Annotated in this window: 22 protein-coding genes and 1 tRNA gene; 4 read left to right on the top strand and 19 right to left on the bottom strand. The window is 71.7% G+C overall.

Translation table 11 applies throughout. The features are described from left to right. Positions 1-36: 36 nt before the first annotated feature. The 11 genes from ACZ7LU_RS36105 to ehuB all read right to left on the bottom strand — a co-directional run bounded on the left by ACZ7LU_RS36105 (position 37) and on the right by ehuB (position 8,851). Positions 37-708 (bottom strand): response regulator, encoded by a 672-nt coding sequence (locus ACZ7LU_RS36105; RefSeq protein WP_471919166.1) that lies wholly within the window; start codon positions 706-708, stop codon positions 37-39. Continuing rightward, positions 602-1,891, bottom strand: coding sequence for a sensor histidine kinase (locus ACZ7LU_RS36100; RefSeq protein WP_471919165.1), 1,290 nt, complete (start codon positions 1,889-1,891; stop codon positions 602-604). The genes ACZ7LU_RS36105 and ACZ7LU_RS36100 overlap by 107 nt, the downstream gene beginning before the upstream one ends. A gap of 88 nt (positions 1,892-1,979) precedes the next feature. After that, on the bottom strand, positions 1,980-2,624 hold the full coding sequence (locus tag ACZ7LU_RS36095; RefSeq protein ID WP_398298080.1) for a response regulator transcription factor: 645 nt from the start codon (positions 2,622-2,624) through the stop codon (positions 1,980-1,982). Further along, complete coding sequence (locus ACZ7LU_RS36090; protein WP_471919164.1) at positions 2,615-3,769, bottom strand: sensor histidine kinase; 1,155 nt, start codon at positions 3,767-3,769, stop codon at positions 2,615-2,617. The genes ACZ7LU_RS36095 and ACZ7LU_RS36090 overlap by 10 nt, the downstream gene beginning before the upstream one ends. Before the next feature lie 10 nt (positions 3,770-3,779). Then, the gene (locus ACZ7LU_RS36085; protein ID WP_468716954.1) at positions 3,780-4,460 is read right to left on the bottom strand and encodes a DedA family protein; all 681 of its coding nucleotides are present in this window, start codon (positions 4,458-4,460) and stop codon (positions 3,780-3,782) included. Positions 4,461-4,602: 142 nt separating this feature from the next. Further along, a tRNA-Lys gene (locus tag ACZ7LU_RS36080) sits at positions 4,603-4,676 on the bottom strand. A 115-nt stretch (positions 4,677-4,791) separates the two neighbouring features. Then, positions 4,792-5,559 carry an IclR family transcriptional regulator gene (locus ACZ7LU_RS36075; RefSeq protein WP_471919163.1) on the bottom strand — a complete coding sequence of 256 codons (768 nt, stop codon included), beginning with the start codon at positions 5,557-5,559 and terminating at the stop codon, positions 4,792-4,794. Positions 5,560-5,738: 179 nt separating this feature from the next. Continuing rightward, positions 5,739-6,554 carry an ectoine/hydroxyectoine ABC transporter ATP-binding protein EhuA gene (gene ehuA / locus ACZ7LU_RS36070; RefSeq protein WP_471919162.1) on the bottom strand — a complete coding sequence of 272 codons (816 nt, stop codon included), beginning with the start codon at positions 6,552-6,554 and terminating at the stop codon, positions 5,739-5,741. Next, entirely contained in the window at positions 6,544-7,191 is a 648-nt protein-coding gene (gene ehuD, locus ACZ7LU_RS36065) for an ectoine/hydroxyectoine ABC transporter permease subunit EhuD (RefSeq protein WP_398298072.1), read from the bottom strand. Before ehuD ends, ehuA begins: the two co-directional genes overlap by 11 nt. Continuing rightward, complete coding sequence (ehuC, locus tag ACZ7LU_RS36060; RefSeq protein WP_471919285.1) at positions 7,188-7,919, bottom strand: ectoine/hydroxyectoine ABC transporter permease subunit EhuC; 732 nt, start codon at positions 7,917-7,919, stop codon at positions 7,188-7,190. Before ehuC ends, ehuD begins: the two co-directional genes overlap by 4 nt. Next, on the bottom strand, positions 7,919-8,851 hold the full coding sequence (gene ehuB / locus ACZ7LU_RS36055) for an ectoine/hydroxyectoine ABC transporter substrate-binding protein EhuB (RefSeq protein ID WP_398298070.1): 933 nt from the start codon (positions 8,849-8,851) through the stop codon (positions 7,919-7,921). The genes ehuC and ehuB overlap by 1 nt, the downstream gene beginning before the upstream one ends. A 109-nt stretch (positions 8,852-8,960) precedes the next feature. Here ehuB and ACZ7LU_RS36050 point away from each other — a divergent pair, with 109 nt between their 5' ends. Next, on the top strand, positions 8,961-9,461 hold the full coding sequence (locus ACZ7LU_RS36050; RefSeq protein WP_468560282.1) for a DUF3830 family protein: 501 nt from the start codon (positions 8,961-8,963) through the stop codon (positions 9,459-9,461). Here ACZ7LU_RS36050 and ACZ7LU_RS36045 read toward each other — a convergent pair. After that, positions 9,448-10,866, bottom strand: a complete 1,419-nt coding sequence (locus ACZ7LU_RS36045; RefSeq protein ID WP_471919161.1) for an amidase — start codon at positions 10,864-10,866, stop codon at positions 9,448-9,450. The two genes, ACZ7LU_RS36050 and ACZ7LU_RS36045, sit on opposite strands and share 14 nt — an antisense overlap. 54 nt (positions 10,867-10,920) lie before the next feature. Further along, complete coding sequence (locus ACZ7LU_RS36040) at positions 10,921-11,898, bottom strand: D-2-hydroxyacid dehydrogenase (RefSeq protein WP_471919160.1); 978 nt, start codon at positions 11,896-11,898, stop codon at positions 10,921-10,923. Between the two features lie 288 nt (positions 11,899-12,186). Between ACZ7LU_RS36040 and ACZ7LU_RS36035 the strand changes: the two genes are divergently transcribed. After that, the gene (locus ACZ7LU_RS36035; RefSeq protein ID WP_398298062.1) at positions 12,187-13,020 is read left to right on the top strand and encodes a maleate cis-trans isomerase family protein; all 834 of its coding nucleotides are present in this window, start codon (positions 12,187-12,189) and stop codon (positions 13,018-13,020) included. After that, on the top strand, positions 13,017-13,754 hold the full coding sequence (locus ACZ7LU_RS36030) for a maleate cis-trans isomerase family protein (protein ID WP_471919159.1): 738 nt from the start codon (positions 13,017-13,019) through the stop codon (positions 13,752-13,754). Before ACZ7LU_RS36035 ends, ACZ7LU_RS36030 begins: the two co-directional genes overlap by 4 nt. 21 nt (positions 13,755-13,775) lie before the next feature. Here ACZ7LU_RS36030 and ACZ7LU_RS36025 read toward each other — a convergent pair whose 3' ends face one another. Both ACZ7LU_RS36025 and ACZ7LU_RS36020 read right to left on the bottom strand, forming a co-directional pair. Then, complete coding sequence (locus ACZ7LU_RS36025; protein ID WP_468083901.1) at positions 13,776-13,967, bottom strand: hypothetical protein; 192 nt, start codon at positions 13,965-13,967, stop codon at positions 13,776-13,778. 65 nt (positions 13,968-14,032) lie between these two features. Beyond that, a complete protein-coding gene (locus tag ACZ7LU_RS36020) occupies positions 14,033-14,281 on the bottom strand; it encodes a hypothetical protein (protein ID WP_398298058.1) in 249 nt (82 codons plus the stop codon). Between the two features lie 126 nt (positions 14,282-14,407). Here ACZ7LU_RS36020 and ACZ7LU_RS36015 point away from each other — a divergent pair, with 126 nt between their 5' ends. Beyond that, positions 14,408-15,553, top strand: a complete 1,146-nt coding sequence (locus ACZ7LU_RS36015; RefSeq protein ID WP_471919158.1) for an LLM class flavin-dependent oxidoreductase — start codon at positions 14,408-14,410, stop codon at positions 15,551-15,553. 17 nt (positions 15,554-15,570) lie between these two features. On the opposite strand, the gene ACZ7LU_RS36010 is transcribed toward ACZ7LU_RS36015, so the two are convergent. From ACZ7LU_RS36010 to ACZ7LU_RS35995, 4 genes are all read right to left on the bottom strand, one after another. Continuing rightward, complete coding sequence (locus ACZ7LU_RS36010) at positions 15,571-17,058, bottom strand: APC family permease (protein ID WP_471919157.1); 1,488 nt, start codon at positions 17,056-17,058, stop codon at positions 15,571-15,573. Next, positions 17,055-18,623 (bottom strand): GMC family oxidoreductase, encoded by a 1,569-nt coding sequence (locus ACZ7LU_RS36005; RefSeq protein WP_471919156.1) that lies wholly within the window; start codon positions 18,621-18,623, stop codon positions 17,055-17,057. Before ACZ7LU_RS36005 ends, ACZ7LU_RS36010 begins: the two co-directional genes overlap by 4 nt. 38 nt (positions 18,624-18,661) lie before the next feature. Further along, positions 18,662-20,128, bottom strand: a complete 1,467-nt coding sequence (locus ACZ7LU_RS36000; RefSeq protein ID WP_471919155.1) for an aldehyde dehydrogenase family protein — start codon at positions 20,126-20,128, stop codon at positions 18,662-18,664. A 264-nt stretch (positions 20,129-20,392) separates the two neighbouring features. Beyond that, entirely contained in the window at positions 20,393-22,207 is a 1,815-nt protein-coding gene (locus tag ACZ7LU_RS35995; RefSeq protein WP_468311756.1) for a putative bifunctional diguanylate cyclase/phosphodiesterase, read from the bottom strand. Positions 22,208-22,319 lie beyond the last annotated feature (112 nt).

The raw sequence follows: 22,319 nt of genomic DNA, 5'->3' as shown, positions 1-22,319 counted from the left end.
CAGGAGGGAGCCCCGCACGAGCGCCGCCCCACCCCTTCACCCCTCGTCGTCCCCCGCCACCACGAGCCCCGTCTCGTACGCGCAGATCACCGCCTGCACGCGGTCCCGCAGCGCCAGTTTGGAGAGGACGTTGCTGACGTGGGTCTTCACCGTGTGTTCGCTGACCACGAAGGACGCCGCGATCTCCGCGTTCGTCAGGCCCCGCGCCAGCAGACGCAGCGTCTCCTCCTCGCGGGCGGTGAGGACGGCCAGCCGTGCGGCCGGTGCCCCCGGGCCCGCGCCCCGGCCCCGCCGCACGATGTCCGCGACCAGGCGCCGCGTCACCGTCGGCGCCAGCAGCGACTCGCCGGCCGCGACGACCCGGACCGCGTGCACCAGGTCGTCCCTGCGGACGTCCTTGAGGAGGAACCCGCTCGCTCCGGCGTACAGCGCCTCGTACACGTACTCGTCCAGGTCGAAGGTGGTGAGCATGACGACCCGGCAGCCGGACACCGAGCAGACCCGGCGGGCCGCCTCGATGCCGTCCATGCCGGGCATGCGGATGTCCAGGAGCAGCACGTCGGCGGCGTGCAGACGCACCGCGGCGACCGCCTCCGCGCCGTCACCCGCCTCCGCGACCACCTCGATGTCCGGCTGCGCGTCCAGGATCATCGAGAAGCCGCTGCGCACCAGCTCCTGATCGTCGGCGACCACCACCCGGATGCTCATCCCCCAAGGATGCCGTGGGCAGCCACGCGGCGACACGGAATCCCCCACCGGGCCCGGGCCCGGTCTCCGCACGACCCCCGCAGGCGGCGGCACGCTCGTGCACCCCGACGAGCCCGTGCCCGCCACCACCACCGTCACTGTCACCGTCCCCGCGCCCGTCATCGGTCACCGCGACCCGCAACTGCCCTGCGCCCCACTCCAGTCGCACGCGCACCCGCGTGGCCCGCGCATGCTTCACCGTGTTGGTCAGTGCCTCCTGGACGATGCGGTACGCCGCCACCTCGACGTCCGCGGGCAACGCATGCGGCGTACCGCTGACCGTCAACTCCGCTGCCAGGCCCGCTGGTTCGACCTGCTCGACCAGGCCGGGCAGGGCGTCGAGGGACGGCTGCGGGCTCCGTTCGCCGGGCGCCCTAGGCTCCCTGAGCACGCCCAGGATGCGGCGCAGCTGCACCATCGCGTCGCGCCCCGCCGAGGCGATCGCGTCGAACGCCGCCTCCGCGCGCGGCGGATCACTGCGCACCACCACGGGCCCGGCCTCCGCCTGCACCACCATGAGGCTCACCGCGTGGGCGAGGATGTCGTGCATGTCCCGTGCGATGGTGGCCCGTTCGAGGGCCACGGCCCGCGCGGTCTCGTTCGCCCGCTCCCGCTCCAGGCGCCGCGCCCGGTCCTCCAGGGCAGCGGTGTACGCGCGCTGTACGCGGGCCAGGACCCCGAGGGCGTACGCGCTGACGAGGCTCAGCAGGTGGAAGGGGTACTCATAGGGCTCCGCGCGCTCGTGGAACGCCATGGTGACCGTCGTGCCGACCAGCCACCCGGCCAGCACGGCCCGCCGCTGCCACGGCCGGGCGAGGGCGGCCACGGTGTACAGCACGACGAGCCCGCCGTACACGATGTCCGGCGGCGGCCGGTGGTGGACCGCCATGGCGGGCGTGCAGCAGGTGACGGCGCACGCGACGAGGAAGGGCGCGCGGCGCCGCCACACCAGCGGCACGGCCGTACCCGCGCCGAGCAGGAAGCCGGGCAGGGACAGGGCGTCCCCGCCCTCGTCGGGGAAGAGGAACTGCAAGGACACGGCGAGCAGGACGACGGCGGCCAGCGCCGTGTCTACCACCCACGGCGGAGCGGCACGCACCCACGCGAAGGACCGGACGAGAGCGGACCGGGCGACACCGGACATACGGCGGCTCCTCGGGAGGGAGAGCGCCAGTATCACCGCGCCCGCACACCACCGTCCTCACCGGTGAGAGGGATATGACGAGGGGGAGTCACGACTCCAGGTACCGCAGCACCGCGAGCACCCGCCTGCTGTACCCCGTCGTCTGGGAGAGCCCCAGCTTGTCGAAGATCGCGGCGAGGTTCTTCTCGACCGCGCTCAGCGAGATGTGCAGCTTCTGCCCGATGGCCGCGTTGGTGTGCCCCTCGGCCAGCGCCTCCAGGACGGTGCGTTCCCTCGGGGTGAGCCGGGTCAGCGGGTCGGCGTGGGTGGTGCGGATGAGCAGCTGCCGTACGACCTCGGGGTCGATGGCGGCGCCCCCGGCATGCACCCGCTCCAGCGCGTCGAGGAACTCCTCGACCTGCGCGACCCGGTCCTTGAGGAGGTAGCCGACCCGCTCGGCGCTCGACGTGAGCAGCTGGGCCGCGTAGTTGCGCTCCACGTACTGCGAGAGGACGACCACGCCGATCTCGGGGCGCAGTTCGCGGATCCGTACGGCGGCGCGCAGGCCCTCGTCGGTGTGGTCCGGCGGCATCCGGATGTCCGTGACGACGACGTCCGGCTCGTGGGCCGCGACCTCGCGCAGCAGCGCGTCGGCGTCGCCCACGGCGGCGAGGACCTCGTGGCCCTCCTCGGCGAGCAGCCGGACCAGGCCTTCCCGCAGCAGGGTCGAGTCCTCGGCGAGGATTACGCGCACGGCAGCTCCGCGGTGATCGTGGTGGGGCCCCCGAGGGGGCTGTCGACATCCAGGGTGCCGTCGAGGGCGGCGACCCGGCTGAGCAGCCCGGTGAGTCCGCTGCCCGTGGGGTCGGCGCCGCCGGACCCGGTGTCGCGGACGACGACGGACACCTGTCCGCCCTGCTGTCGGATGCCGACGAAGACCTCCTCGGCCGCCGAGTGCTTGGCGGCGTTGTTCACGGCCTCCGACACGACGAAGTAGGCGGCCGTCTCGACGGCGGAGGGCAGCGGGTCCGGTACGTCGTACTCCATGCGCACGGGGATCGCGCATCGCTCCGACACCCCGCCGAGCGCCTCGCGCAGGCCCAGGCTGTCGAGGGCGGTGGGGTAGACCCGCCAGGCCACCTCGCGCAGTTCGGTGAGGACTTCCCTGGCTTCCTTGTGGGCCTGTTCGAGCAGGGCGTCGGCCTGTTCCGGGGTGCGGCCGCGGCGGGCCCTGCCGAGCAGCATGGCGAGGGCGACGAGCCGCTGCTGGACGCCGTCGTGCAGGTCGCGCTCGACACGGCGCCGCTCCACGTCGACCGCCCGGACCACCGCGGCGCGGCTGGTGGCCAGCTCGTCGATGCGGCGCTGGAGGAGCTCGCGCTCGGAGGGGCCGAAGCACTCGCGGGCCAGCCGCGCGTCCTGCTCGGTCAGTGCCCGCAGCCCCTGTACGGCGAGGAAGAGCAGGGTGCCGCCGAGGACGACCTGGCTCAGCACGTCCACCCAGGTCATCGACGACCGGGCGAGCGAGACGGCGAAGACGCCCGCGAGGACCGCCCCGAAGTCGACGAGGCCGACGACGACGGCGCACAGCAGCCCGGAGTACGTGCGGGCCGCGAGGTAGCGCAGGATCTGCTGGTCGGAGGCGCGGTGCTCAGGGAAAGCGTCGTGGAAGAAGAGGGACCGGCGCCGCCGCTCCAGGGCGGTGAGCCTGCGGGCACCGGCGGCGAGCAGGGCATGGGCGCGGCCGCGCGTGCGCGGCCAGAGCAGGAAGGCGCCGAGTGCCGCCCCGGTGACCACGAAGTACAGCAGCCCGATGAGCGCGGTCAGACACCCGACGAGCACCCCGACGACCCGCATGACGAACGGCGCGGCGACGGGTTCCCTCACGTCGTCCGACATTAGCCGAGCCCTAGTGGGTGCGGCGGTGGCGGGCCTCAGCAGTGGTCCCGGGCTGTTTCCGGGACCGTACGCGCACCACCACATACCCGGCGACGGCCACGACGACCAGGGCGAGGACGGCCTTGGACAGGAGCCCCACGTACGTCTCGACCACGTCCCACTGGTCGCCGAGCCAGTATCCGGCCATGACGAGCACCGAGTTCCAGACCAGGCTGCCCAGTGTGGTGAGGGCGAGGAAGACGGGCAGCCGCATGCGTTCCACACCGGCCGGCACGGAGATGAGGCTGCGGAAGATCGGCACCATCCGGCCGAGGAGGACCGCCTTGGTGCCGTGCTTGGCGAACCACGCCTCGGTGCGCTCCAGGTCGGAGATCTTGACCAGCGGCAGCTTCGCCCACAGGGCGTGCATGCGCTCGCGCCCGAACCAGACGCCGATCCCGTAGAGGGCGGCCGCGCCGACCACCGAGCCGAGCGTGGTCCAGAACAGCGCGGAGGCCAGGCTGATCACTCCCTGCCCCGCGGCGAAGCCGGTCAGCGGCAGGATCACCTCGCTGGGCAGCGGAGGGAAGAGGTTCTCCAGGGCGATGGCGAGCCCCGCGCCGGGGCCGCCCAGGGTGTCCACGAGGTCGGCGGCCCAGCCGGCGATGCCGCCGGCGGGTTCCTGGGGAAGGGCGAGAGTCATGAGGTCCATGGAGGCCACGCTAGAAATTGCAGGTCAGCGACGGTATGGGGGTTGCCGTCGGATGGGGGTGCGGAAAACCGCACCCTGCTGGGGGAGGGGTACGCGAAAGGGCGTCCCCGGAGACCGGGAACGCCCTTTCGGCATTCGCAAGTGCGCCGCCAGGGACTCGAACCCCGGACCCGCTGATTAAGAGTCAGCTGCTCTAACCAACTGAGCTAGCGGCGCCTGCTGACGAATAAATAGTACCTGGTCCGGGAGCGTGCTTCCGACCACGGCGGCCGGGCCCCTCAGGGGCGCGGGTAACTGCGCGGCCGGCCACAGCGGACCCGCGGATGAAAACCTAGATCGCCAGGGACAGCAAGACCGGCGCCGCCCGGCGGTTCAACGTGTCCGCCGCCTCCCGCAGTCGGTGCGCGTGCTCCACCGGCAAGGACAGGGCGAGGCACCCGACGGTGGAGCCCGCCGTGATGGGGACGGCGGCGCAGACCGTGCCCACCGCGTACTCCTGGAGGTCCAGGACCGGGACCGTGGCGGGCTGGGCGGCGAGGCGGTTCAGCAGGACCCGCTCGTTGGTGATGGTGCGCGACGTGAGCCGGGCCATCTTGTGCCGGGAGAGATGATCACGGCGGCCGTCCACGTCGAGCTGGGTGAGCAGGCTCTTGCCGACCGCGCTGGCGTGGGCGGAGGAGCGGAAGTCGACCCATTCGTTGACCGCGGGGGTGCGGGGCCCCGCCGCGCAGTCGGTGACGCGGACCTCGCCGTCCACGTACCGGCTGATGTAGACGGCGGCGCCGAGGGAGTCGCGCAGCCCGTCCAGGGTGTTCCGGAGCTTCTCGCGGAGCGCCTCGGCGTGGTTCTCGGCCGAGCCGAGGCGGTCGAGGGCCTCCCCGGTGACGTACGCGCCGGTCGCCTCGCCGGTGAGCTGTTCGACGTACCCCTCGCTGCTCAGCATGCGCAGCAGGGATGCAAGGCGGACCGCGGGCAGTCCGGTGTCGCGGGCGATGCGGGCGGCGGTGACTCCGGTGCCGTGCCGGGCGACGGTCTCCAGGACCCGCAGGGCGTCCTGGACGGAGCGGTGCGGCGTGATCGCCTCGTGCTGCAACGCCACGGCATCCCCCTGCGTGGAACGGTTCCGGACAGCTGGGCCTCGTACCAAGATAGCGGCCAAGTGGCGCATATGGAGCGTCTGTTGGGGAGATTGGTGGCGCGCTCCGGCTCTGTACGCAGGAACGCGCCACTCTGGCATATGCCTCTGTCATGCTCCAGGCGGGATGCCGTCCCCACCGGTCACAGCACCGCGCTGAGGAACTCCCGGGTCCGCTCGTGCTCGGGCTCGGTGAAGATCTTCTCCGGCGTCCCGGACTCGATGACCCGGCCCGAGTCGAACATGAGTACCTGGTCGGAGATGTCCCGGGCGAAGTTCATCTCGTGCGTCACGCACAACATCGTGATGTCCGTGGTGTGCGCGATGTCGCGGAGCACGTCCAGGACGCCCGCCACCAGCTCCGGGTCGAGAGCGGACGTGACCTCGTCGAGCAGCAGCACCTGCGGGCGCATCGCCAGGGCCCGCGCGATGGCGACCCGCTGCTGCTGGCCGCCGGAGAGCTGCGTCGGGTACGCGTCGCAGCGGTCGCCGAGCCCCACCAGGTCGAGCAGCTCGCGGGCCCGCGCCTCGGCCTCGTCCTTGGGCAGGCCGAGGACGGAGACCGGCGCCTCGGTGATGTTCCGCAGCACCTTCATGTTCGGGAAGAGGTTGAACTGCTGGAACACCATCCCGATGTTCTTGCGGACCTCGCGGACGTGCTTCTCGCCCGCGGGGACGAGCTTGCCGTTCTTCTCCTCGTGGGTGAGGTACTTGCCGCCCACCTTGATGGTGCCCTGCTCCGGCTTCACCAGCGTCATGAGGAGCCGCAGGATCGTGGTCTTGCCGGAGCCGGAGGGGCCGATCAGCGTCACGTGCTTGCCGGAGGCGACGGAGAAGTCCAGCTCGTCGAGGACGACGTTGGAGCCGTAGCGCTTGACGACCTTGTCGAAGCGGATCAGTTCGCTGCCGTCGACGGCCGGGTTGGCGATTTCCTGGGAAGTGCTGCTGTCAGCGGACAAGGCGACGCTCCAAAACTCGCAGAAGAAGAGAGGCCGGGTAGGCGATGACGATGAAGGCGACGCCGACCACGCTGATCGCCTCGTAGGTGAAGGTCGCCTGGCTGTAGCCCTGGGCCTGGCCGAGCATGTCGAGCGCGCCGATGGCGGCCATCTGCGGCGACTCCTTCAGCATGACGATCACGTAGTTGCCGAGGGCGGGGATCACCCGGCGCACCGCCTGCGGCAGGATCACGGACGTCCAGGTGCGGCGCTTGGAGAGGCTGAGCGCGGTCGCCGCCTCCCACTGACCGGCCGGCACACCGTCGATGCCCGCCCGGTAGACCTCCGAGGTGTACGTCGAGTAGTGCAGCCCGAGACCGACGATGCCCGTGGTGAGCGGGGACATCGAGGGGCCCCACTCCGGCACCACGTAGAACAGGAAGAACAGCTGCACCAGGAGCGGGGTGTTGCGGATGAACTCGGTGACCACCGTGACCGGCCACCGGATCCACTTCTTCTCCGAGCGCTGCGCGACCGCCCACACCAGGCCGAGCGAGAAGGCGATCAGGGTGCCGAAGAGCAGCGCCTTGAGGGTGAGCTCCACGCCGTCCCAGAAGAGCGGCATGAAGTCGTCGACGTGCGACCAGTTCCAGTTCACTTGGCACCCCCCGTACCGGCGACGACGTCGATCGACGACTTGGCGCGCATCCCGCTGAACAGGCCCGTCTTCTCGGGCGCCTGGCCGACGCGTTTCTTGGCGTGCCGCTCCAGGAGCCGCATGCCGCGCGTGAGGACGAACGCGAAGACGAAGTACAGGGCGAGCAGCAGCGTGTAGATCGGCGCGCTCTCGTTCGTGACGAGGCGCAGCAGGTCACCGGCGAAGGTCATGTCGGCCACCGCGATGAGGGACACCAGCGATGTGCCCTTGAGCAGCTCGATCAGCAGGTTGTTGAACGGCGGGATCATCTCCGGCCAGGCCTGCGGCAGTTCGATGCGGTGCAGCCGCTGCAGCGGCGTGAAGTTCAGGGCGATGCCCGCCTCGCGCTGCGCGGGCGGCACCGCGGCGAGCGCCCCGCGCACGATCTCCGAGGCGTACGCGCCGTAGGTGATGCCGAGCGCGAGTACGCCCGCGAACATCGGCTGGAAACTGATGTTGAAGACCGGCGGCACGGTGAACGCGATCCAGAACATGAAGACCAGCGACGACGTGCTGCGGAAGATCTCGAAGTAGGCCCCGGCGAGGAACCGCACGATCCACAGCCGGTTGGTGCGCAGCACGCCGATCGGGAAGGCGATCACGAAGGCGAGGGCCGCGCTGTAGAACGTGACCTGGACGGTGATCCAGACACCGGGCAGGAACCAGTTCCCGAAGAACTCCGACGACATCATGAGGAGAGGCCCTTCGCCGGGGGACACAGCTTCTCCACGGTCAGCTTCGTCATCTCCGCCTCGGTGAATCCGAACGGCTTGACGATGCGCAGGAGCTCGCCGCTCTCCTTGAGCTTGTGCAGCTCCTTGTTGAAGGCGTCCCGCAGATTCTTCTCGGACAGCCGGAAGGCGAAACCGCCCGCGCCGTAGGCGGGCTTGCCGTCGACCATGGGCTGGAACGGCTCCGTCGCCTCGACCCGCGGATTCTTCTTGATCACCGTGCGCACGGTGACGTTGGTGCCGGCGAACGCGTCGACCCGGCCCTGGGCGACGGCGTCGAGCCCCGCCACCTGGTCGGGCAGCACGAGGACGGACTTCACGCCCGCGGCCTTGGCGTAGTCGATCTCCGCGTAGGCGGTGCCGCTCGCCAGCTTCAGGCCCTTCTTGGCGATGTCGTCGTAGTCCTTGATGCCGTGCGGGTTGCCCTTCTTCACGATGAACGAGTCGAGCATGAGGTAGTCGGGGTCCGCGAAGAGGACCTGCTCGCACCGGACCGGGTTGATGTACATGCCCGCCGACACCACGTCGAACTGCCGCGCCTGCGTGAGCCCGGGGATCAGCGCGCCGAACTTGGTGGGCACCGCCTTCACCTCGGGCACGCCGAGGCGGGGAAAAATGACCTTGGCGATGGCCGGCGCCTCGCCGGTGACCTCGCCGTTCTCGTCGATGTATCCGAACGGGACCTCGCCCGCGACACCGATCCTGACCGTGCCGCTGTCGCGCAGGCGGTCCAGCAGATCGCCCCCCTCGACCTTCCCCTCCTCCGGCACCCGGCTGCATGCCGAGAGCCCGAATGTGCCCAGAGCCGCCCCGCCCGCTCCGGTGAGCAGGGCGCGGCGGCGAACCGCTCTGCCAGTGAATCCCTCGTTGTTCCCAAGTGGTGGAGCCATGGGCGCGCGGCTACCCGACCCGACGCGAGATATGCCGACGAATTCCGGCCCCTGATGCAATCGTTGTGCTCTTGACCCGGGGAGTGAACCAGGGAGGAGCATGGGGCACATGGCGGAGCGATTCATCGAAGTCTCCCTCGCGAAGCGGGGAGTCCAGTGCACGGCAAAACTGCTCGACGACCGGGCCCCGGTGACCTGCGCGGCGGTGTGGGAGGCGCTGCCGCTCGGCTCGGACGTCTACCACGCGAAGTACGCGCGGAACGAGATCTACGCCCTTTTCCCGGCGTTCGCGGACCGCGAGCCGCCGCTGGAGAACCCGACCGTCACCCCCATCCCGGGCGATCTCTGCTATTTCTCCTTCTCCGGGACGGAACTGGGCACCCAGGCCTACGGATACGAGGCGGAGGCGGGCGTGCGGGCGGGCACCACCGTCGTCGACCTCGCCCTCTTCTACGAACGGAACAACCTGCTCCTGAACGGCGACGTCGGCTGGGTCCCCGGCATCGTCTGGGGACAGATCGTCGACGGCCTCGACCGGATGGCCGAGGCCTGCAACGACCTGTGGCGCGCGGGCGCCCAGGGCGAGACGCTGAGCTTCAGGAGGCTGTAGTACCGGTCCGCGGGGGCGGGGCGATGCCCCCGGCCCCCGCCTCGTACAGCGCCTGCGCCGCCCGCAGCACCAGCGCGTCGGCGTGGCGCGCGGCGACGATCTGCACACCGATGGGCAGCCCGTCCTCGTCCACCCCGCAGGGCACGGTCGCGGCGGGCTGCTGGGTCAGGTTGAAGGGGTACGTGAACGGGGTCCAGCCCGTCCACCGCCGGTGCCCCGACCCCTTCGGCACCTCGACGCCCGCCTCGAAGGCGGTGATCGGCAGCGTCGGCGTGACCAGCAGGTCGTACGTCTCGTGGAAGCGGCCCATGCGGCGCCCGAGGTCCATGCGCACGTCGACGGCCTCCAGATAGTCCAGCGCGCTGTACCGCGCGCCCTGCCCGCAGATCTCCCGCAGCCCGGGGTCGAGCAACTCCCGCCGTTCTGCGGGCAGATGGTGGACGACGCGTGCCGCCCCGCTGAACCACAGGGTGTGGAAGGCCTCCACCGGCTCCGAGAAGTCGGGGTCCACCTCCTCGACGTACGCGCCCCGCGCCGCCAGCGACTCCACCGCCCGCCGCACCGCCGCCGCGACGGCGGGCCGCACCGCGACCTGCCCGCCGAACGACGGCGAGTAGGCGACGCGCAGGCCGTGCACCCCGCCGCCCAGGCGCGAGCTGAAACTCTCCGCCACGGCGTCCAGTTGGGACCAGTCGCGGACGTCCGGGCCCGTGATCACGTCCATCATGAGCGCCGCGTCCGCCGCGTCCCGCGTCATCGGCCCCACGTGGGCGAGCGTCCCGAAGGGGCTCGCCGGATACAACGGCACCCGGCCGTACGTCGGCTTCAGCGCGAAGATCCCGCAGAACGCCGCCGGGATGCGCACCGAACCGCCGCCGTCCGTGCCGAGCGACAGCGGGCCCGCGCCGACGGACACGGCGACCGCGCTGCCCCCGCTGGAGCCGCCGGAGGTGCGCGACGGATCGTACGGATTACGGGTGACGCCGCTCTGCGGACCGTCCGTCACACCCTTCCAGCCGAACTCCGGGGTCGTCGTGCGGCCGACGAACACCGCGCCGTGCTCGCGCAGCCGGGCCACCGACGGCGCGTCCTCGTCCCACTTCCCCTCCGGGCGCACCGTCAGCGAGCCGCGCAGCGTCGGCCCGCCGCGCATCAGGATCAGGTCCTTCACGGACACCGGCACGCCGTCCACCAGGCCCTGCGGCTCGCCCCGCCGCCACCGCTCCGCGCTGGCCTCCGCATCCGCAAGGGCCTGCTCCGCCTCGATCCGCACGAACGCGTTCACCGTCGGCTGTGTCTCCTCGGCCCGCCGCAGCGCGGCCCTCGCCGCGTCGACCGGACTGAATTCGCCCTTGCGATAGCCCTCGACGAGTTGTACCGCGGTGAGATCCGTGAGCTCGGTCATGCAGGCTCCTCAGCAGGCAGACGGGGTGTGGCCGGGGGAGAGGGGCGGGGGTGATCAATGGCCTGGGACATACCCACGTTCCTTGTCCACCACGTTCGTCAGCGGCCGGCCCGCCGCCCATGCCTCGTACAGCTCGACGAACTGCGCGCCCAGTTCGTCACGCCAGCCCACCGTGTCGCCGCTCATGTGCGGGGAGATGAGCAGGCCGGGCGCCGTCCACAGCGGACTGTCCGCGGGCAGCGGCTCCCGCTCGAACACGTCGAGGGCGGCGCCCGCGATCCACCGCTTCGACAGGGCGGCGACCAGGTCGTCCTCGACGACGAGGGGTCCGCGCCCGATGTTGATGAACCGGGCGGAGGGCTGCATGAGGCCGAAGCGCCGCGCGTCGAACATGCCGCGTGTGTCGTCCGTGAGCGGCGCCGCGCACACCACCCAGTCGGCCCGCGCCATCAGCCGGTCGAGCTCCGCCGCGCCGTGCACCCCGTCCCGCGCCGTGCGGCCCACCAGGGCCGTGATCATGCCGAGCCCCTTCAGCGTGCGCACGATGGTCCGCCCGATGGGCCCGGAACCGACGACGCACGCGCGCGTGCCCGCGATCCGCTGGGTCTCGCGGTGGCGCCAGGCGCGTTCCCGCTGCAGCTCCAGGGTGCGCGGCAGGTCCTTGGCCATGGCGAGCACCAGCGCCGCCACGTACTCGGCGATGGGCCGGTCGAAGACGCCCCTGGCGTTCGTCACCACCGTCTCCGACGCGGCGAGTTCGGGGCACATCAGATGGTCGACGCCCGCGCTCGCGGTGTGCACCCAGCGGGGCCGCGGCCCCTCGCCGGGCCAGGCGCGGCGCACGGCGTCGGAGGTGAAGTCCCACACCAACAGCACGTCGGCGAGCGGCAGTCGGCCGGCCAGCGTGGTCGCGTCGGCGTGCACGATCCGGGCCCGCCCGGCCAGCCTTCCCAGGCGCGGCGGCGGGGCCGGGGGCGCCGCGTCGAGGACGAGGAGGGTCGTTTCGGAAACCGACGGGACACCGTTTCGCAATGAGATTCCGCTTCCCTGTCCGGAGGTACGGCCGAGCCGCGTCCAAACACGACTCAGCCGTCTGAGATGTGCGGATTGACCACGCTCGCACCCGAACCTACCTTCGTCAACAGAGGCACTGCTGTACCGGCAGTGCGGGAACCAGTACTCTCCGTGCAGCCGCTCACACCCTCTGTGTGGTACGCCCGCGCAGATCTCCCCGTCCCGACGTCCCGGCGCGTCGCCGGCATCGCTCGTCCCCGGCCCCCGGCCGGTCCCTGAATACACGCACGAACTTGGGGACTGCTCATGGACGTCTCTTTTCTCGGCGGACCTCACCCTCAGCGCGGTGTGGGCGTCGTCGCCCCTTTCGACTTCGTCCTCGACCGCGAACTGTGGCGCTGGATCCCCGACGAGGTCTCCCTCCATCTGACCCGCACGCCGTACGTCCCCGTCGAGGTCAGCCTCGACCTGGCACGCCTCGTCAGCGAGCACGAGACGCTCGCCGAGGCGGTCCGCGCACTGACCGCCGCCGAGCCCGAAGTCCTCGCCTACGCCTGTACGTCGGGCAGTTTCGTCGGCGGCACCGCGGGAGAGCGCGCGATGTGCGAGGCGATGACGCGCGAGGGCGCGGTCGCCTCGGTGACCACGTCGGGCGCGCTCCTCGAAGCCATCGAGGAACTGGCCGCACGGCGCATCGCGCTCGTCACGCCCTACACCTGGTCGGTCACCCAGGCCCTGGAGGAGTACCTGGCCGCGGCGGGCGTCGCCGTCACCGGCCGCGCCTACCTCGGCCTCACCCGGCACATCTGGAAGGTCCCCTACCGGGACGTGGCCGACATGGCGCGCCGCGCGGTCCTCGGCAGCGACGGCGGCGTCGACCTCCTCTTCATCAGCTGTACGAACCTGCCGACGTACGACGTCATCCCGCAACTGGAAGCGGAACTGCGCATGCCGGTGATCTCCGCGAACCAGGTGACGATGTGGTCCGCGCTGCGTCGGCTGGGTACCCGTGCGGTAGGGCCCTATCAGGCACTGATCGACCCGACGGCGCGACCGGGCGCGAGCAGCCCGCTGAATCCGCCGGCACCGCCGCAGGGCCTGCCCGAAGGACCACCCGCAGAAGGAGGAGGCTGGACGTGACGGCACTCGGATTTCTCTACCCGGGGCACTCGGCCGAGGACGACTATCCCCGCATGGAGCAGATGCTCGGCAGCGGCATCCGGCTGCAGCTCGTCCACACGGACATCGGCGAGGACGCCCACCGGGTCGACGCGCTCCTGGAGATGGGCTCGGCCGAACGGCTCGCCGCGGGCGTCGAGGAGCTGCGCCTGTCCGGTGCCGAGGCGGTGGTGTGGGCGTGCACCAGCGGCAGCTTCGTCCTCGGCTGGGAGGGCGCCCACGACCAGGTCCGCAAGCTGGCCATGACGGCGGGGCTGCCCGCGTCCTCCACGTCGTTCGCCTTCGCCCACGCCGCCGGCGAGGTGGGGGCGGCCCGCGTCGCGGTCGCGGCGACGTATCCGGAGGACGTGACGGGACACTTCGCTGCGTTCCTGAAGGCCGGGGGCACGGAGGTCGTGTCGGCCAGGGGGAGCGGCATCATCACGGCGGCGGAGGTCGGCACCTGGGGCCGCGACGAGGTCTTCGCGCTGGCCCGCGCGGGCGACCACCCGGACGCCCAGGCGGTGCTCCTGCCGGACACGGCCCTGCACACGGCGGCGTACGTCCGCGACCTGGAGGCCGAGCTCGGCAAGCCGGTCCTGACGGCGAACCAGGTCACTGTCTGGGAGGCGCTGCGCCTCGCCCAGCGCCGGGTGAACGCGCCCGCGCTCGGCTTCCTGTTCACGAAGGAGCCGCTGGTCCAGGCCGGGAAGTAACGCGCGGGAGGCCGTGGGAGGTCACGGGCTGAGGATCAGTCTGACCACCGTTAACGTCTGGACCGATCCGGAGACGTAGTACAGGACTATGGCCCCGTCGACCGTGGCCTCCCTGCGGTCGGGATCGTCCCGCACGGGCGTGGAGCCGTGGCCGTACGGATCCCGGCCCACGGTGCGCGCGAGGACGGCGCGGAAGGCGTCGGCGTCGCCCATCTTGGTGAGGGTGTCGTCGGCGGGCGGCGCGTAGGTGACGCGGTAGCCCTTGCGGTGGCGAGGGCTCACGACGTGCCCCGCCTCTCGGCCTCGTCGGACGCCAGCCGGACGAGCCGGGCCTCGGCGGCGGGGTCGGGCACGGCCTCCAGCATCCAGTGCCGCATCACCGCGTGGATCTCGTCGACCCCTGCCGTGTTGATGGCCCGGTCGAACTCCGCGCGCCGGCCCGCGGGCAGGGCGGCGCGGATGTCCGGGATGGTGTTGGGCACTTCGACCTCGACTCCGTCGACGAGAGTCTTCAGGGGATCAGCCATGGCCAGCACCGTAGCCGGGCGGGTGCCGCGACGCGCCGGGACGGGCCGGGAATAAAACGGAGTGAGCCTCCTGTTGGCGTCTCCGTACCCACGTGACGCATGTACGCAGTGCAGGAGGCACCCCCAGTGACAGTGGACCCGACCGGCGAAGGCACCCGCGACGACGGCATCCGCGGGGAGCGGCCGGACGACGACGGCATCCGGGGCGAGCGGCTCGGCTCCGCGCCCGTGCCCCTGTCCGTCCTCGACCTCGTCACCGTCGGCGCAGGACGCACCGCCACCGACGCGCTGCGCACCAGCGTCGAGATCGCCAAGCTCACCGAGGCCCGCGGGTACCACCGCTACTGGGTCGCCGAGCACCACTCCATGCCCGGCGTCGCCTCCTCGTCGCCGGCCGTGATCCTCGCCCACCTGGCCGCCCACACCGGCCGCATCCGGCTCGGCTCCGGCGGCGTCATGCTGCCCAACCACGCCCCGCTCGTCATCGCCGAACAGTTCGGCACCCTGGAGGCGATGGCCCCGGGCCGCGTCGACCTCGGCCTCGGCCGCGCCCCCGGCACCGACGGCGCGACGGCGGCCGCCCTGCGCCGCACCGACCGCCTGAACGAGGGCGCCGACGACTTCCCGCAGCAGCTCGCCGAGCTCACCCGCTTCCTCGACGACGACTTCCCCGACGGGCACCCCTACGCCCGCATCCACGCCGTCCCCGGGCCCGTCCAGGCGACCTCGCCCGGCGGCGTCCAGTCCCCGCACCGGCCTCCGCTGTGGCTGCTCGGCTCCTCCGGGTTCAGCGCCCGCCTCGCCGGCACCCTCGGTCTGCCGTTCGCCTTCGCGCACCACTTCTCCGCGCAGAACACGATCCCGGCCCTCGACCTCTACCGCGAGACGTTCCGGCCCTCCGCCGTCCTCGACGCCCCGTACGCCCTCATCGGCGTCTCGGCGCTCGCGACCGACGACGAGAAGGAGGCCCGCCGCCAGGTGATGGCCGCCGCGCTGAACATGGTCCGCCTGCGCACCGGCCGCCCCGGCCTCGTGCCCACCCCCGAGGAGGCGGAGGCGTACGCGTTCAGCGAGATGGAGCGGGACTTCATCACCAGCTGGAACGCCAACGTCGTCCACGGCACCGCCGACCAGGTCCGCGCCGGCCTCGACGACCTCGCCAAGCGCACCGGCGCCGACGAACTGATGATCACGGGCAACGCGCACAGCGGCGACATCCGCCTGCGCTCCTACGAACTGATCGCGGACGCGTACGGCCTGCCGAAGGCGTAGCCGCGACCCCCGCCGTCCTACGGCCGGGCGTCGTCCGGGTCGGGCACCGCGTTGTCCGCCGGGGCGTCGCTGCGGCCGTAGTGGTGCGTCGTGAACATGTACACCAGCCCCGCGAGCACCACGATGCCGCCGCTGAGCAGCACGATCCAGTTGTCGTACCACGCGGCCTCGGGGGTGCGGGGCCAGGCGATGTTGACGATGGCGAAGATCCCGTAGGCGAGCGCCCCGAAGTTGACGACCATGCCCCAGCGGCCGAGCCGGTACTCGCCGCTCGGCTTCCAGCCCTTGAGGCGGGCCCGCAGCGCGGCGAGGACGACCATCTGGAAGGACGCGTAGATGCCGAGGATCGCGAAGGACACGATCTTGGTCAGGGCGTTCTCCGAGATCAGCGAGCCGACGGCGATCAGCGCCGGCACGACCGCCGCCACCAGCAGCGCGTACTCGGGCACCGCGCGGCTCGGCGAGAACTTCCGCAGCAGCCGGTGCCCGATGATCATCTCGTCGCGGGCGTACGAGTAGATCAGCCGCCCGGCCGCCGCCTGGAGGCTGACCGTGCAGGACAGGAACGAGATGAGGACGACGGCCATCACGGTCCGCGCGCCCGCCTCGCCGAGGGCGTCGAAGAGGACCCTGACCACCGGGTCGGCGTCCTCCCCGGAGATCACCTTCCGGTAGTCGACGACAGCGAGCAGCAGCGTCAGACAGGTGAATGTCGCCGCCGCCCCGCCCACGTAGATGGTGCGGCGCATCGCCTTCGGGATGACCTTGCCGGGGTGCTTGACCTCTTCGGCGACGTCCCCGCAGGCCTCGAAGCCGTAGTACTGGTAGAAGCCGATGATCGCCGCGCCCAGGAAGACCGGCAGGTAGGAGCCGTCACCGGCCGCGCCGAAGTCGTCGAAGAGGACCCCGAGACCGTGGAAGCGGTGCGTGGTCAGCAGGATCACGCCGACGACGAGCGCGCCGAGCAGCTCCGCGCTGAAACCGATCAGCGCCGCCCACGAAAGGGCCTTCGTACCCGCGTAGTTGATGAGCACGGAGATCACGATCAGGGCGATCGTGCAGAGCACGGTGGTGTGCACGGTGGGATCGAAGCCGAGCAGGATCGCGATGTAGGGCCCGGCGCCGTACGCGACGCTGGTGATCGTGACGAGCAGCGCCCACATGTAGACCCAGCCGGTCATCCACGCCCAGCGCTTGCCCCACAGGCGCCGCGCCCACGGGTAGACGCCACCCGCGACCGGGTACTGCGCGACGACCTCGCCGAAGACCAGCGCCACGAGGAACTGCCCGCAGCCCGCCATGACGAAGGCCCAGATCATCGGGGGCCCGCCGTCGGCGAGAGCCGTGCCGAAGAGGGTGTACGTGCTCACCACGGGCGAGAGGTACGTGAAGCCGAGGGCGAAGTTCGCCCACGGGCCCATGTCCTTGCGGAACTCCGACTTCTCCTCGCCCGGCGCGACGGCGTCGGTGTCCGCGGCGCCGTCCGGGGGGCCGGGGGCGGTCACTGGACAGGTCCTTCCGCGGCCGCCGGGCCCGGGGCGGGCCGGGCCATGATGAGGTCCGCCGCGCGTTCCGCGGCGAGCAGCACGGTGACCATCGGATTGATGGACGGCATGGTCGGGAAGACCGACGCGTCCACGATGCGCAGCCCGTCGTGCCCGCGCAGCCGCAGCTGTGGGTCGACCACCGCCATCGGGTCGTCCTCGGCGCCCATCCGGCAGGTGCCCGCCGGGTGGTAGACGGTGTGCGCGGCCCGGCGTCCGTACTCCGACAGGTCCGCGTCCGACGTGACGTCAGGACCCGGCGCCACCTCGCGCAGCAGCCAGTCGCTGAGCGGGGCGGTGGCCGCCACCTCACGGGCGATCCGCAGCCCGTCGAGGATCGTGCGCTCGTCGTGCCCCTCCGGGTCGGTGAAGTAGCGGAAGTCCAGGGCGGGTTTGACGGTGGGGTCGGCGCTGCGCAGCCACATGCGGCCGATGGAGCGGGCGCGCGGCACGTTCGGCGTCATGCAGACGCCGTGCTCGGGGACGGGATAGCCGAGACGTTCCGTATTGACGGTGAACGGCACCTGGTAGAAGTGGAACATCAGGTCGGGGCGCGGGCCGCCCGTCGCGTCCCTGCGCAGGAAGAGACCGGCGTCGGAGTCCATCGCCGAGTTCGGCGGCAGCGGGCCGCGGGTCTCCCACACCATCACCGACTCGGGGTGGTCGAGAAGGTTCTCGCCGATCCCCGGCAGGTCCGCGTGGACCTCGATGCCCAGGTCGCGCAGCTGGTCGGCGGGGCCGATGCCGGAGAGCATGAGCAGCCGCGGCGTGTCGATCGCCCCGGCGCACAGCAGCACCTCCGCCTCCGCCTCCAGGATCGACACCGAACCGTCGGCGTTGCGCACCTGCACCCGCGTGAAGCGCCCCTCCTCGTCCCGCAACAGGCGGTACGCCCAGGTCTCCAGACGCAGCGTCAGGTTCGGCCGGTCCATGATCGGATGCAGATACGCGACGGAGGCGGAGGACCGGTTGTTGGTCTCCGGGTCGTACGCGAGCGAGAAGAAACCGGCGCCGTCGGTGAAGGGACGGGCGTTGAAGTCGTCGACGACGGGGACACCGAGCCGGGTGGCCGCCGCCGTGACGAAGTCCTGGGCGATGGCGTTACGGTCGGCGGCGCCGACGGGCACGATGGTGTTCTGCAGCCGCGACCGGTACGGCAGGATCGTCTCGGGGCCCCACCCCTCGCAGCCGCTCGCCACCCACTCGTCGAGGTCCTGCGGGAACGGCAGGAAGCTGATCAGGGTGTTGTGCGAGGAGCAGCCGCCGAGCACCCGGGCCCGGGAGTGCAGGATGTGGGAGTTGCCGCGCGGCTGCTCCTCGGTGGTGTAGCCGTAGTCGAACTCGCCGCCGAGCAGGTTGATCCAGTTGCGGAGCTTCAGGATGCGGTCGTCGCCGACGTCGCTGGGCCCGCCCTCCACCACGCACACCCGGGAGGCCGGGTCCTCGCTCAGCCGCGCGGCCAGCACGGACCCCGCCGTACCGCCGCCGATGACCAGGTAGTCGTAGACCGTCGTCTCGTCGCTCATGCCGTCGCCCTCTCTCTCGCCCGCCTCGCCCTGTCCGCTCAGCCCTTGAACCAGCCGGAGGGGCCCGGCCGCAGGTTCTGGTAGATGTGCTTGGCCTCCTGGTACTCGCGCAGGCCGGTGGGCCCGAGCTCCCGGCCGAAACCGGAGCGGCCGAAGCCGCCCCACTCCGCCTGCGGTACGTACGGGTGGAAGTCGTTGATCCAGACCGTGCCGTGCCGCAACCGGGCGGCGACCCGCTGGGCGCGGCTCGCGTCGCTCGTCCAGACCCCGCCCGCCAGGCCGTACCGCGTGTCGTTGGCGAGCTCCACGGCCTCGTCCTCGGAGCGGAACCGCTCCACCGTGACCACCGGGCCGAAGACCTCCTCCTGCACGATCCGCATGGAACGGTCGCAGTCGGCGTAGATCGTCGGCAGCAGGAAGAAGCCGCGCGCCAGCTCGGGGTCGTCCGGGCGGCGGCCGCCGCAGACGAGGCGGGCCCCTTCGTCGCGGGCGATCTCCAGATAGCCCTCGACCTTCTCGCGGTGCTCCGCCGAGCTGAGCGGTCCGCTCTCGGTCCGGGGATCCATGCCGTTGCCGAGCCGGATGGCGCTCGCCCGCTCGGCGAGCCGCTCCACGAACCGGTCGTGCAGGGAGTCCTCCACGAGGAGCCGCGACCCGGCCGAGCAGACCTGCCCCGAGTGCAGGAACGACGCCTCCAGGGCGTGGTCGACGGCGGCCTCGAAGTCGCAGTCCGCGAAGACCACGTTCGGGTTCTTGCCGCCGAGCTCCAGCGCGAGGTTCTTCACGCCCGGCGCGCACGCCTCCATGATCCGGCGCCCGGTGGCGAGGCCACCGGTGAAGGAGACCAGATCCACCTCGGGGTGGGCGGACATGGCGGCGCCGACGGTGGCGCCGGGGCCGAGCACGAGGTTCGCGACCCCGGCCGGAGCCCCCGCCTCGGCGATCAGCCGCATCATGTGGATGGTGGAGAGCGGCGTCGTCTCGCTGGGCTTCAGCACGAAGGTGTTCCCCGCGACGAGCGCCGGGGCGACCTTCCAGGAGGCCTGCAACAGCGGATAGTTCCACGGCGCGATCAGCGCGCAGACCCCGATGGGGTGGTACGTGACGCGGCTCAGCACGTCCGGGCCGACGTCCACGACCCGGCCGCCGTCCTTGTCGGCGATCTCGGCGAAGTAGCGGAACGCGTTCAACACGTCCTCCACGTCGATCCGCGCCTCGGCGAGCGTCTTGCCGGTGTCGAGGGACTCGACGTGCGCGATCTCCTCCTGGTCCCGCAGCAGGAACCGCGCCACCCGGAGCAGCACGTCGGCTCGCTCCCGGGTCGGCGCGCCCGGCCAGTCGCCGCGGTCGAAGGCGCGCCGGGCGGCCTGGACGGCGAGCTCGACGTCCGCCTCGTCGGCGTCGTCGACCTGCTGGATGACGGACGCGTCGAACGGATTGACCACGTCCCGCCGCGCGCCGTGGACGGTCCCGGTCCACTCGCCGTCGACGAACAGTTCCGGCATCGTGGGCTCCCTAGCTCTCGTCCTCGTCAGGTGCCGAGGTCACCCACCGGCACGCACACCGGGCACCAACATCGTCCGATCGGCGCGCACCGGCCACGGGGACGCACCGGCCGGGGGAGGGTTGGGCGCAGATGTGACCTGGTTGGGCTAGGGAGAGCCCGGCGGGCCGGGGCCGGTCGACCCGCCGAGCGGCAGCAAGAGGCCGGTCGGCCCCGCCGAGCAGTACGGCGAGGCTAGGCGGCCCCGCCGAGCAGTACGGCGAGGCTAGGCGGCCCCGCCCAGCAGTACGGAGATACGATCCGCCGGAACCGGCCGGGAGTAGAGCCACCCCTGCCCCGTGTCGCACCCGATCCGCCGCAGCCGCGCCGCCTGGGCCGCGGTCTCCACGCACTCCGCGGTCACCGTGAGCCCGAGCCGGTGCGCGAGCTGCACCATCGCCTCGACGATGACCTCGTCGGCGGGGTTGGTGTGCTGCTCGCCCTCCTCGTACTGGAATCCCCGCACGAAGGAACCGTCCAGCTTCAGGACGGACACCGGCAGCCTGCTCAGGTACGCGAGGTTCGAGTACCCCGTCCCGAAGTCGTCGATGGCGATTCGCACCCCCATGTCGCTGAGCGCCTGGAGCGCCTGCAACGGCCGGCCCGCCGACCCCATGACGGCGGACTCGGTGAGCTCCAACTGGAGCAGCCGGGCGGAGAGCCCGGTCTCGGTGAGGATCTCCGCGACATCGGCGACCAGATCGGAGTCCCACACCTGCCGCACGGCCACGTTGACGCTGACGAAGACCGGGTCCCGGTCGGGGTGGTCCAGCTGCCAGCGGCGGGCCTGCCGGCAGGCGCTGCGCAGCACCCAGCGGCCGAGCTGCACGATCGACCCGTCTTCTTCGGCCAATCCGATGAACCGATTCGGCGTGAGGAGGCCGAACTGCGGATGCTGCCACCGCACCAGCGCCTCGACACCGTGCAGCCCCTCGTCGTCGAGCCCCACCAACGGCTGGTACTCCAGGACGAATTCGTCGCGGTCGACGGCGGGCCGCAGCGAGCTGGAGAGCGCCTGGCGGGTCATGCGGTGGGCGTTGCGCTCGGGGTCGAAGAGCGTCCAGCGGGCCTTGCCGTCCGTCTTCGCCCAGTACAGCGTGGTGTCGGCGGCCTGCATGAGCCCCGTCGTGGTGGTGCCCGCGGCGCGCCGCTCCACGACGCCGATGGACGCGGAGACGGAGAGCCGCTGCCCGGACAGGTCGAAGGGCTCCTGGAGCGCCTGCAGCGTCGTCTCCGCGAGCTCCGCCAGCTGGTCCGTGCCGGTCGACTCCTCGACGAGCAGCGCGAACTCGTCGCCGCCGAGCCGCGCCACGAGCGGCGCCGCCGCCCTGCCGTATCCGGCCCGGTCGGCGCAGCGCGTGAGCCGCTCCGCGACGGCGGCGAGCAGCCGGTCCCCGACCCGGTGGCCGAGGGTGTCGTTGACCGCCTTGAACCCGTCGAGGTCGAGGTAGCAGAGCCCGATCCGGCCGGTGCTCGTGTCGTCGTACGTCCCCGCTTCGAGCGCGGACGCGAGGCGCTCGAAGAAGAGGTTGCGGTTGGGCAGCCGGGTCACCGGGTCGTGCATCTGCACGTGGCGCAGCCGGGCCTGGAGCTCGCGGCGCGCGCTGATGTCGGTGGCGGCGAGCAGCACGGTGCCGCCGTCGTCCCGGTCGGCGGCCCCCGGCATCGGCTCCACCGTGACCTGCACCCACAGGGAGTGCCCGTCGGGGTGCTTCAGGCGCCGGGTGCAGCGCAGCCGGGCCTGCCGGCCGCGGAGCACTTCCAGATACGTGTGCCAGGTGCGGGCGTCGGACGCCAGGTCGACCAGGTCGGCGGCGACCCGTCCGGCGAGCGCGCCGGGGGCCTCCCCGAAGAGGCCGGCCAGCGCGTCGTTGGCGCTGATGACGAGGCCCTCGCCGTCGACGACCGCGAGGGGCAGCGGGGCGGCCGCGAAGGCGGCGCGGTAGTCGGACCGCTCCGTGCGGCGACGCTCCGTGACATCGGGGCGGGTCCGGCCGGGTGCTGTGGCCGTGGGGGTGGGCCCTTCGGACGTTCCGTTCACCGCTTGCTCCCGCAGTGCAGTTTGTTCTCGAACAGGTCTCGTCGGGCGGCGGGCAGGTGGCGGGTGGTGGTGTGGGGACCGGTCCCGCGCAGGAAAGTGTGCCGATCATAGA

Source organism: Streptomyces sp. NPDC039462, from assembly GCF_055639375.1.
Note: the sequence above shows the minus strand (reverse complement) of the source record. Positions and strands in the feature narration are given on the sequence as shown.

Bases quoted from the DNA above. Each gene is read 5' to 3' on its own strand.
- ACZ7LU_RS36025 (WP_468083901.1), bottom strand. From the start codon at position 13,967: ATGGGCGACGCCGACGCCTTCCGCGCCGTCCTCGCGCGCACCGTGGGC.
- ACZ7LU_RS36100 (WP_471919165.1), bottom strand. From the start codon at position 1,891: ATGTCCGGTGTCGCCCGGTCCGCTCTCGTCCGGTCCTTCGCGTGGGTG.
- ACZ7LU_RS36000 (WP_471919155.1), bottom strand. From the start codon at position 20,128: ATGCCGGAACTGTTCGTCGACGGCGAGTGGACCGGGACCGTCCACGGC.
- ehuB (WP_398298070.1), bottom strand. From the start codon at position 8,851: ATGGCTCCACCACTTGGGAACAACGAGGGATTCACTGGCAGAGCGGTT.
- ehuC (WP_471919285.1), bottom strand. From the start codon at position 7,919: ATGTCGTCGGAGTTCTTCGGGAACTGGTTCCTGCCCGGTGTCTGGATC.
- ACZ7LU_RS36020 (WP_398298058.1), bottom strand. From the start codon at position 14,281: ATGGCTGATCCCCTGAAGACTCTCGTCGACGGAGTCGAGGTCGAAGTG.
- ACZ7LU_RS36005 (WP_471919156.1), bottom strand. From the start codon at position 18,623: ATGAGCGACGAGACGACGGTCTACGACTACCTGGTCATCGGCGGCGGT.
- ACZ7LU_RS36090 (WP_471919164.1), bottom strand. From the start codon at position 3,769: ATGTCGGACGACGTGAGGGAACCCGTCGCCGCGCCGTTCGTCATGCGG.
- ACZ7LU_RS36050 (WP_468560282.1), top strand. From the start codon at position 8,961: ATGGCGGAGCGATTCATCGAAGTCTCCCTCGCGAAGCGGGGAGTCCAG.
- ACZ7LU_RS36045 (WP_471919161.1), bottom strand. From the start codon at position 10,866: ATGACCGAGCTCACGGATCTCACCGCGGTACAACTCGTCGAGGGCTAT.
- ACZ7LU_RS36105 (WP_471919166.1), bottom strand. From the start codon at position 708: ATGAGCATCCGGGTGGTGGTCGCCGACGATCAGGAGCTGGTGCGCAGC.
- ACZ7LU_RS36085 (WP_468716954.1), bottom strand. From the start codon at position 4,460: ATGGACCTCATGACTCTCGCCCTTCCCCAGGAACCCGCCGGCGGCATC.
- ACZ7LU_RS36035 (WP_398298062.1), top strand. From the start codon at position 12,187: ATGGACGTCTCTTTTCTCGGCGGACCTCACCCTCAGCGCGGTGTGGGC.